6 protein-coding genes are annotated in these 10,937 nt (G+C 38.8%); all 6 read right to left on the bottom strand.

Annotated elements, in window-relative coordinates:
• Window positions 1-201 precede the first annotated feature (201 nt).
• The 6 genes from pbpC to CWB66_RS16860 all read right to left on the bottom strand — a co-directional run bounded on the left by pbpC (window position 202) and on the right by CWB66_RS16860 (window position 10,614).
• Entirely contained in the window at window positions 202-2,571 is a 2,370-nt protein-coding gene (gene pbpC / locus CWB66_RS16885; protein WP_252371788.1) for a penicillin-binding protein 1C, read from the bottom strand.
• On the bottom strand, window positions 2,546-8,443 hold the full coding sequence (locus CWB66_RS16880; protein WP_252371787.1) for an alpha-2-macroglobulin family protein: 5,898 nt from the start codon (window positions 8,441-8,443) through the stop codon (window positions 2,546-2,548). The genes pbpC and CWB66_RS16880 overlap by 26 nt, the downstream gene beginning before the upstream one ends.
• Before the next feature lie 35 nt (window positions 8,444-8,478).
• The gene (locus tag CWB66_RS16875; RefSeq protein WP_138586274.1) at window positions 8,479-9,078 is read right to left on the bottom strand and encodes a DUF1287 domain-containing protein; all 600 of its coding nucleotides are present in this window, start codon (window positions 9,076-9,078) and stop codon (window positions 8,479-8,481) included.
• 45 nt (window positions 9,079-9,123) lie between these two features.
• The gene (locus tag CWB66_RS16870) at window positions 9,124-9,597 is read right to left on the bottom strand and encodes a hypothetical protein (RefSeq protein WP_077538211.1); all 474 of its coding nucleotides are present in this window, start codon (window positions 9,595-9,597) and stop codon (window positions 9,124-9,126) included.
• Window positions 9,598-9,776: 179 nt separating this feature from the next.
• On the bottom strand, window positions 9,777-10,205 hold the full coding sequence (locus CWB66_RS16865; RefSeq protein ID WP_077538212.1) for a Replicative DNA helicase: 429 nt from the start codon (window positions 10,203-10,205) through the stop codon (window positions 9,777-9,779).
• A 214-nt stretch (window positions 10,206-10,419) separates the two neighbouring features.
• The gene (locus CWB66_RS16860; RefSeq protein WP_252371786.1) at window positions 10,420-10,614 is read right to left on the bottom strand and encodes a hypothetical protein; all 195 of its coding nucleotides are present in this window, start codon (window positions 10,612-10,614) and stop codon (window positions 10,420-10,422) included.
• Window positions 10,615-10,937: the final 323 nt, after the last annotated feature.

Below are 10,937 nucleotides of genomic sequence, written 5' to 3'. Positions count from 1 at the left end.
CTTGCAATAGGCCCGCTATTGACGCGCAAATTCGCCTTGTTTTCACTGAAAATCTCTGGCTAAAGAAAATAAATTTAAATATCACCATGATTCAATACGTTAGTAAACCTCTTAACCAGCGTTCAGGTTAAGTAATAAATCATTGCTCTTAGCTAATAGAGCGTTTTAATACTTTTCTTTTTGAGCAACAGTCATTTTATTTTACTGAACCAGTTTTACGCGCAGTGTTGTTGAAGAGCTACGCCCTAAGTTATCAACAACTTTCACCTCAAACACTCCGATTTTTGGCTGCCAGAAAAACGCCGTGTCGCGTTCTACTTTACCTACAAAGCTATTGTTTACAAACCAATATAAAGCACTTGAGTCTGTGTCGGTAGTTGCTGTAAATGGTAAACTTTCTTGCGTTAATTTACTGGCTCTTACCGTGTAACTGATCAAGTTGCTCGGAGATGTAATTGTCGGCGCTGAGCCCAAAGTGCTCGTATCATTAATTGCACAAGAAGCAAGGTAAGCTGGCGGTTGGCGTTTTACGATGCCTGCTTGTTTAAATAACCTAATTAAGTCTGATGGCCAAAACTCATAGATGGCTTTTGTGGTTGTCGATTCGTCAAAGCGGCATGCTCTTGATCCTGATGCTTTATCGATAAAAATTTCTCGATGCACATCAGAGATTTTAATCGGTGATTTACCAGGAATAAAAAGCCCTTTTTGAGTTTTAGGGCAATGAACATTAGGCAAATCACCTGTTGTTGAGCAAATATCTACTTTTTCGATATTTAAGCCGCCCCGCTTTATATCGTCTTTTATTAATCCGTAGCTTTCTAATGAGCGAATTATTTCAAAAAATAAAGGGGCTGCGGCTTGTCGGCCAATAAAAGAAGGGTGCCCTTCGCCTGAAAAATTACCGACCCAGGTTGCTAACACATAAGGGCCTACAATACCGACTGACCATGCATCACGAAAAGCAAATGAAGTACCTGTCTTCCAGTAAACGGGGTACGTTTTCCTGCTCTGCTGTTGAAAAGATATTTCATCAACTGCGTTGTTTTTACTTAGCATCTGTAGCGTTAAATAAGCGGCTTCGGGGCTAAGTAAACGTTTCTTGGTATTATTTTTAAGATCGCGCTCAGGCTCTTGTTGTAAAATAATCTCGTTTTGATACATCCCTAGGTTAGCTAACACAGCGTATAATTTGACCAGCTCTAACATCGTTACTTCGTTGCCACCTAACGCCAAAGCCAACCCATAAAACTCTTTAGGCTGTAACTTTTTTATATCAGCCGCAACAAGTAAGTCATAGAGTCCCACTTTTTTTAAACGATACATTAGATTGACGGCAGGCACGTTTCGACTTAGCACTAAGGAATCAGTCGCCGATATAGGCCCTAAAAACTGCTGATCGTAGTTTTCTGGGGTATAGCCACCAAAGCGTTTAGGAGCATCTTTAACCAGCGATAATGGATGAATTAATCCTTCGTCTATTGCCAGAGCATAAATAAAAGGTTTAAGAGTGGAGCCAGGCGAACGTTTTGCACGCGTACCGTTTACTTGTCCACTGATTGTATTATTAAAAAAATCAACTGAGCCTAACTCAGCGACTATTTCCATCGTTTCATAATTCAATAAAATTGCAGATGTATTAGTGATCCCTTCTCTTTCGCGTCTCTTTATATAACTTTTGCCATGACGCTCCAACAGCTTTTGCAAGCTTAAATCTATTGTTGTTTTATACTCTGCAGGCTTAAGGTGTGGGAATTCAATTTGTAGGTTATTAATAAAGTGTGGCGCTTCAAAAGGCAGCTCGGAGGATGAATGAACGCTAATGGGCAGCTGCATTGTAGCACTCCAGTTTTTATCACTAGGGTGATCTTCAAGCCACCGAGAAAATAGTGTTTGTCTTGCATCTAATAGTATTGCTTTAGCTGATTGCTTAATTGGGTTTCGTTTGCTTGGATTTTGCGGCACTAGACTCAGTAATAATGATTCAGGTAAGTTGAGCTCAAATGCTGGTTTTTTAAAATAAATTAAACTTGCAGCCCCAATACCTTCTATATTTGAGCCATAAGGCGCTAAATTAAAATACGCTTCTAATATCTGTTTTTTATTGTAGTGACGCTCTATTTGTAAGGCACGAAAAATCTGTTCTATTTTCCCCAAAACAACATGTGTATTCATACCAAAACGCAACCGAGCGACTTGCATTGTTATTGTTGATGCCCCAACGCGGCGACTTCTTTTAATATAGCTGGTGTAAAATGCTTTTGTTAAAGCAATAAAATCAATGCCAATATGCTGATAAAAATATTGATCTTCATACAATAAAGTCGCTTGTTGAACGCTTAAAGGAATTTTTTCGATGGGCGTCCATAATCTATACCGATCATCGGTGGCTAAATTTAAGCGTAACAACTTACCGCTGCTGTCGTAAAATGCCGTTGAGTAAGTGGTTGATTGAGTTATATCTGGCTTTGGAACAAAGACATACCACAGCACTGCAAGCAATGCTGTGGTCAATAAAAATAGCTTGATCCGCACGCTGTATTTCTTATTTAGCGGCAGTAACATCAACATGGCCAAACTGAGAGTGCGCTTTTACACTGAGATCATACATAGACTCTGCATAAACCGGCGGCACTACAAAGCGACCTGCCGCAGTCACTTTCACTTTATACGTTAGCTCGGTCATCATATCGCCAAAGTCACCATAAAATATCACTCGGTCTTCGCGAATATCGGTATATTCAGACTGCCAATGATTGTATTTATTACGCACGCTGTCTCTTAGTATTTCAAAGCCACCTGGGAGCAAATCAATAATGGCAACATCCGAGATATTTTTACCCGTTGTGCTACGCACACGTAATACAACATTAAGCTCTGCACCTTGGACAACACTCGATACATTTTTGCCGCTGTCATCTTGATATTCTCGAGTCACCTCTAAACCATTGCTTAAGGCTTGTTGAGGTAAATGTGTATCAAATCCAGATTGACTCATCATATAAAACGAACGAGGCGCAGCCAAAATATCGAGTTGCTCTACGTCGGTTAAAAATGATGCTGTTGGATAAGGTGCATTAGTTACTGTTAATGTCTCGGTTGTGCCTTTTTGAGTTGTCGCTTTGATTTTTACATCATCAGATTGCGTTGCTAAAAGCACAACGTTTGAATAAGCGCTCATTGCTAATACTGACCAAGCAGATGATAAGGTGTTGTAACGTCCTTCAAAAATAGGTTCAACAACACTCAATAAGTCATCTTTTGTTAGTTGTTTTAAACGCTCTGGAAAATGTTTTGATAACAAATAAATATATTGTCCGTCATGTGCAAGGCGTGAATCATAAGGACCCCAAGTCATTGACTGAGTATCATCGCCTATTTTATAGCCATCAATGAGTGATTGTGCTTTATCGCTGGCGCGCATTAGCTGATAAGTCGCTCCCATAAATGCTGACGATATATCTTGCTGCCATGCTTTAGTGCTATCAGCATTAAAGCTTTTTTCTAGATCAGATAAATAATTTGTGGTTACTTCACCTTGGCGAGTTAACAAATAGATAGCGTAAGCGCGGTTTCTGTTATTAGTTGCCAACAAGCCGCTCGCTATATTGCGGACACCTTCAAACCCCATATCCCACATGTCATTTGGGATGGCTACACCGGCTTCTTTGGCATCCAACAAAAAGTGCATAACGTAAAGAGAAGAATAAATTGATGCTCTCGTATTACCAGGCCACAGCATAAATCGCCCATCGGGTAATTGACGTTTACGAAGTGTATCGATTAAGTTATTTATACGACTGTGTTTTTCAGACACATTACCCATATAGCTCGGGTGTTCTAAATAATCGAGCACCGGAAATACACTACTGACCACTTGCTCAGTGCACATATGAGGGAAGTTATCTAAGTAGCTTATCAGCCCATCGACCAAAGCTAACGGACTTTTCGATGCCGTTATATTTCCTTGCGCTAAGCTAGAGTATAGCTTTCTGGGCACTGTAAGGTGTTGTTTACCTGACTCGGTAAAGCCACTGTCAAAGCTGCTAACAAAGGCAACTGCAGGGCGAATACTCAACGTCGCTGTTCGCTGGCTCACGTGCTCACCCGATACAGCTGTAAAAGTAATTGAGGCAGCACCTAATTTATCGAGTACTTTAACCCGAAAGGTCAATGTGTCTTCTGCGTTTTCATCAATGTTTAACGTTAATTGTGCATCGCTTAGTATTTCAAGATTATCAGATTCGAGGGCTTTTACCGCAACTGAAAGCTGTTTACCTGAATCTTCAATAGTATTAGCAACACCAAGTGTAATATCAAATTCATCTCCTGGCGCTGCTGTAGTTAATACATTTGGCGTTAATACAAATGGCCCTTTTACAAGCGTTGTACTTTGTTTAACACCTACGCCATTGTCATTAACCGCAACAGCCATAACACGTAACTGACCTGCAAACGTATCTGGAATAGTAAAGGTCAGTTCTTTACTTTTAGTGTCTGGCGTTAAAATACCTGACCAAAATGCGACTGGCTTTTCTACTTTTCGAGAAAATGGATTTAGCTGTTTACTCTCAAAGCTTGACGCCATAAGCCCAGCATAACCGCCGCCCGCGGAGGCAAGCTCTCGCACTAATTTAAAGTCAGGTAAAATAAGATCAACAATTTGCATTGTGCCTACTTCTAATGCGCGCTTTTGTAAAAAATGGTTTAACGGCTTTGGAGTTTGGTACTGAGCAACTTGTAAAATCCCTTCGTCTATTGCAAATATAAGCATACGCGATGGCTTACTTGCACTGTATGAAATAACTAAATCGTCACCAGGTTTTACTTTGTCAGGGATGTTTACATCCAGTTTTATTTCTCGTTTACTGCGATCAATAACAAACGGCTTTACGGCATAGCTCAATGGGCTGGTAAATATTTCTCTAGACTCAAGGCTTCGCACAAAAGACACATTAATATAAGCATTACCTTCTATACCTTTAGGTAGCGTTATTGTTTGTATGCTGCTTGTTGTTTTACTACTAAACCATTTAAAAGCATGTACTTTATTGGTTTCAATTGTAATTAAGCCTGAGCCGGTATAAGGCGCGACGATGCTCATTTCTATTGTTTCGCCAGGCTTGTAATCTTTTTTGTTTAATTGAAGTTGTAGCTCAGCATTTTTTTCAAGTTTACCCGCTAAATTACCTGTACCGGTTACCGTAAACGATACTCTACTGACCGTATTACCGTGACTATCAACCAACTCGGCTAAATAATCGCCTGGTTCGTCGGTTGGTAGAATAAAATCTGTTCCATCCTCACTAATATAAAATGCATCTGTTGTAAGTTGCTTACTTTTTTGTACCGATTGGTATTTATACGTTCCGTTACTTTGCTGAACCAATGTGGATACATATTGTTGTTCAATTAAATTTAACGATAACCCATCGCGGGCAACAAGTTCAGCGTCTGAGTTAATATTAATAAATCGAACGACTCGTTTGGATTTTTTAGATATATAACTTAAATCGCCGTCGGTTTTATAGCCAACTAATTGTTTAACCGGTGACACAAGCATCGCACTATTAGCACGAACACTTCTGCCTCCACCTTCTTCGTATCCTTGAACCGCAAAATTTAACTGATACGTTCCCGCTTCATAACGCGTTAAATCAATATTAAACTCAGCCTTGCCTTCATCGTCTGTTTTGGTTTCATCTAACGATTCATTTGTTTGTCTAATATTTTGAGCCCCACTGTTGGGATCAGAAAACACATAATCATTATATTCGCTAAAGTAAAAACCTGCTGGTGTTAGGCGTAAATCAGCGGTTATACGTCTATTTTGAGCCGGTGTACCAAATAGATTTTCAAGGCTTACTAATGCTTTAAATTCTGCCGCACTCACCCACCCTTTAGTAGATGACACTGAAAATTTACTGTTGATTTTTAGTCTATCTGGCACAAACTCTTCTACTTTAAAGCTCGTACTGCCTAATTGATCACGTCGATTATTTTTAACCAATTGCACAGACACATAATATGTTCCGGTCGCTGAGCTATGTTCTGTTGCAAAGTTAAAATCAAGTAAGCCATATTTACTTAAACGCACACGTTTATTAAAAACCGTAGCGCCTTTAGGATCAGTAATTTCTAATTCTAACGGTATATCCCCTAATTTTGAAAAATCTGATTGCTTAACAATGGTCGCTAAATTAACCGTATCACCAGGGCGATAAATGCCACGATCTGAAAATACAAACGCATCTATTTGATTACTTCCTTGATAGCCAGAGCTCACTCCGCCAGTATCAAAGCGCGAATAGTTAATCATACGAGCATGGCGGTTATAAGGAATAAAAGATGCATCAGATTTTGTCTCTACCACAAAAGCAACGGGGGTCTGCTCTTGTGTAAACCATGTTGTAATAGGGAACGATGCATGCCCTTTCGCATCGGTTTTACTATCTAAAACAACGAGTCCATTTTTACCCAGTAATGAAACTGTTGCGTGCGCTACAGGATTGCCTGTTTCGATAGACTGCACAAACACATCATGAGAGCCATCTGCATTATTTTTTACCAATAAACCTAAGTCTGTAATAAGAATAAGTCGTTTTTCATTAGGCCCATAAACATAGTTGTCTTGTGTGTTAAGGGCTTGGGCATCAACAAAAAATAGCCCCAACCCTAGTGATTCATTATAGTTATCACTTAAATCAAGTGACGAATACACCGCCTTTTTTGGGTGTTCCGTTTTTAGCATAATTTGTCGTGTAGAAACCGTACTTATATTTTCTTCTGTAAAGTAATAACTGTTAAATTCGGGGTTAGTAATATCACCCCGGGTTTGACTCACGAGGTGATTAATTTGATCTGCGTGTACTTTACCAACCTTAACGTGAATTGCTTTTACGCCTCGGGTTAAAAATGACAGTTTGTGATCGCCATTTTTTGATAAAAGCGCACCGTCAGACATTATTTTTACTTCGGTGGGGTACATAGGTGTATTTAAAATGCTGTCGTAGGCGTTAGTCATAATAAAATCACTGGCCGATTTTAGCCCAGCGTCAATATGTACATAAACCTGTCTATTTTCTAGTGCGTCAAATACAAAGCTGTGCAATTTAGCCGAATCTTGCGCTGCGGGGATCACAGTTAGCTTAATTTTTTGCGATTTTTCAAGCACTGCATGCGTCACCTCTCGCGGGCTACTCCAGTATTTATCTTCCCCATTAGCAGTTGTTTTTGGTAAAACATAAGCCGTGGTTTTGCTAATCACATCTTGCGCGGCAATAGCAGCAGTAAAATCTAAAATAAGTGTTTGTTCAGGCTCGTCTTCGGTATTTCTTACCAGCAACATATTAGCGGTGTTAACTCTAAAAAAACTATTAACACTTGGGATCAAAACAGACTCTTCAATGCTGGTTACCGTTTTTGATGATCCCGCAACCGGCTTTACGCCACCGTCGAGTGTGAGGTACATATAACTTTCGGTATCTTGAATACGTACTGGCTCTGACGTAATGTAAATTTCTCGTTGATGTTTGTCATAAGTGACATCAAATTTGTATTCAGCCACCGAACTCTTACTGTTTTTAGTTAGTGATTGAGTGAGCTTTAATTTACTTTTTATACTGTCTATATTTGTCGGATGGCTTGCTTTTAACGTCGCGATAACCTTGTGACTTTTAGTTTTAGGGTCTTGATAAAACGCCAGTGAACTTAGGGTTAAATTAAAGCGCGGTGTTTTAAATACATGTTCATTGTCGCTCAATTTTATATCCGTTTTAAAAATAGCGGTATCAAAACTAACACTATATTCTTGCCCCGCTGGCCAATCTTGCTTTGGCGTAAACTTAAGTTGATTTTCGCTATACCACGTCCATTCACCAATAAGCTCTGGGGTTACTTTTATACCTTTAGTGAGCTGTTTACCGACCAAATCTAGCTTAGCAACGGAATAAGACACTGTGCTGATGTTCTCTACCCCTTCTAAAATAGGCGTAAAATCAATATATAGTGGTTCAGCAATAAGTGCATCAGATGGAGTAGTAAGCAACGGTCCTGAATGACTGGCTTTATAGCTAACCGGCTGTGGAAGGGAGAGAAAAATACAGTAACTAATAACAATTAAACACAGCACTGAAAAACAGCTAATAAATAGTTTTTTTCGCTGTTGAGCATAAGTAACTAACCTGTTTAAATTCGACGTTAGCCACGTAGGTTGCTGCCATACAATAATGCCAAAAGCGTTTAAAACAACAAAAAACACACTGAGTAAGGCACTTAAACTCGCATACGCTTTTACTTCAATATTTGTGCTATTTAGCCACCATGCTATTGCGCTAAACAGTCCCGCACCAAAGGTTCCAAAAAAGATGCTCATTAATACATTAGCTATTTTTGATGCGAAGTGACTCTTTTTTAAATAAGTCCCTTTATTGCTTTTATCCACTTGTTTTATCCTTTGCTTTTGGGGCTGTAATCGTTTTAATCTTGTTTATATTGTTGTGGCACAAACCGATAATGGCCGGTAATTTCATAATCAAAAAGCACATCGCTTTTTTCAGGGCCTCGCCCTATATTATGAACAATTAATGAGTTACCCGTGCCCTGCGCTTTGTCATTAACAACCATACCAATATGCGGTAGATTACCAGCTAACATCCACGTGACTATGTCGCCTGCTTTATAGTCCTGCGCCTTGTTTGAGTTACTTAAAACGTCTCCGTGACGCTTAAAGTAAACTTGTAAATTTGGTACACGCCGATGATCGATATTTTTATCGGGCTTAGTTAAGCCCCAAATACGTTTTGAGGGATACAACGTAAAGTTTTTTATCATATCTTCATGAACAAGCTTTTGTAAATCAACACCTAATTGGCGATAAGCACGAATTATAACATCGGTACACACACCAATATTGTCGGGTACATCACCGCCTGGGTAAGCGATTGAACGATAAGCCCCATCATACTTTACTTGATGCGTTGTTCTCTCTAGCAAGGCCGTCACAATATCAGCATTAAATGAGGCTGCTTTAGCATTTACGCAAAATAAGGCAATTGAACACACAATAAGCCGTATCATATAAAAATCCTTTTGATATTAATTTACCGAACGGTGGATAATTAGCTAAAGAGTGCGAGCAACGTGCTCAACCACGTTTAATTTTTCACGACCATCAGTAAAATGCTCATCTAAGCTATATGCCATAATCTCAAGTGGTGCATCATAATAACCAGCACACTGAATTTCTGTAATATAACGAAGTATAAACGCTTCTGCACCAAGATTATTCCACTGAGCCACATGAACAAGCTCATGAAAGTGCACCCTTAAGTTGTCGGCAACGTGTGAAAGCATGTAATAAGTATTTTTATACGTTACGCCTGCTGCATCCATATCGATAAAGTCACCCAATCCCATTTCACGCAGTTCAGGAAAATCTGGTTTAGGTATTTTATCAACCACAACATAAAACGCATTTTTTAAAAATTCGGTAGGATAAAAACCTGCAAACTCACTGGCAAATTTGTCACAGCTAATTCTTTGGTCTTTATATTCTAGGTTTGTCTTATCAATCCATTGATCTATTTGATTTAACACGTTTAATCTCCATAATATTAACGTTATTCGTCTGCTGTTGGAGGATTCTAGGTTAAAACATATCTGTTCTAGAAAACACCTTCGGTACTTATCACTGCCATGCATGCGTTGTTATTGCTAATTAGTTTAGAGCAACCACAACGCACTGCTGCAAACTAAGCGCTAAAGCTAAACACGCCCTAGCCTTCTTCTTCAACCAATGATTCTAGTAAATCATGTATTTCAGCTTTGAGCTCTTTATCAGCAATTTTGTTCGCACTGACTTTAGCATCTTGCAAATTCTTAATTGCTTCATCTTTTTGACCTAATTCAAGCTGTAACGTCGCCATTGAAAAAGCAACAGATGACATATGATCTTTATCGTTAATCGCAATCGACTTCTCAAGTGCCTTTTCGTAACCTACGATGGCTTCTTCTAGCTCTTCGGTAAAATCAGCAAGGGTTTCCCATTGTACTGGGTGGTCTTTTGGGGTGTTTTCGTTTTCAATACAAATTGCTTTTAATTGCCCATAAAGTAGCTCGAATTTTTTTGTATCGTTTTTATTAGCTGCAGCCATTAACTCTTCAGCTAGGTCGTGTACCGCTTTGTAAACTTTGGTATTCATCATTACTCATCATCCTTTTTTGCCACTAAATAATTTACTCATACCATTTAGCACCAATGTGTTATGTCAGCCGTTATCAATATTTTAAACAACTGTTTGAAATAGTGTATCACTTGGCCTAATAATACATTAATAATGGGTAGCACGTAGAAGTTAAACACGACGTAGGTGAAATATTTATACATGAAATAGAATATTAGGACCTGTTAAGACTGAGCTATGCGTTAAATAAACTCGCAAGCCAATCAACCGTAAAAATAGTCGTAAAAATTTTTAGTCCAACCACAGCTAAAAACAGTAAAATAAGCAGAGCTTTAACCTTGTTACTTTTTAGATTATTCCAATACAACATTCTTGTATTAAACTCTGTTTTTAATTTACTTATTGCGTCTTTCATCTTAACTCCCTTCATGTTTACTCCCAGTACAGCACTGTAAATTCGACATGCATTTTCTTTTAGAGTAAACCATCGACTAAAAATCGTCCCTACAAAATAACGAATAAAGCGTAACAGCGTGTTTCGAACTCTCCATCATAACTAACCTGAACTCTGGATAATAAATCTATCTTGAGCAGCTATTTTCAGCGCTAACTGCGTTGAATTTATTTGCAATAGGCCCGCTATTGACGCGTAAATTCGCCTTGTTTTCACTGAAAATCTCTGGCTAAAGAAAATAAATTTAAATATCATAATAATTCAATGTGTGAGTAAATCTGTTAACCAGAGATCAGGTT

This window comes from Pseudoalteromonas sp. S558 (assembly GCF_005886635.1).
Taxonomy (GTDB): Bacteria; Pseudomonadota; Gammaproteobacteria; order Enterobacterales; family Alteromonadaceae; genus Pseudoalteromonas; species Pseudoalteromonas aliena.
This window is presented reverse-complemented; position numbering and strand designations above follow the sequence as displayed.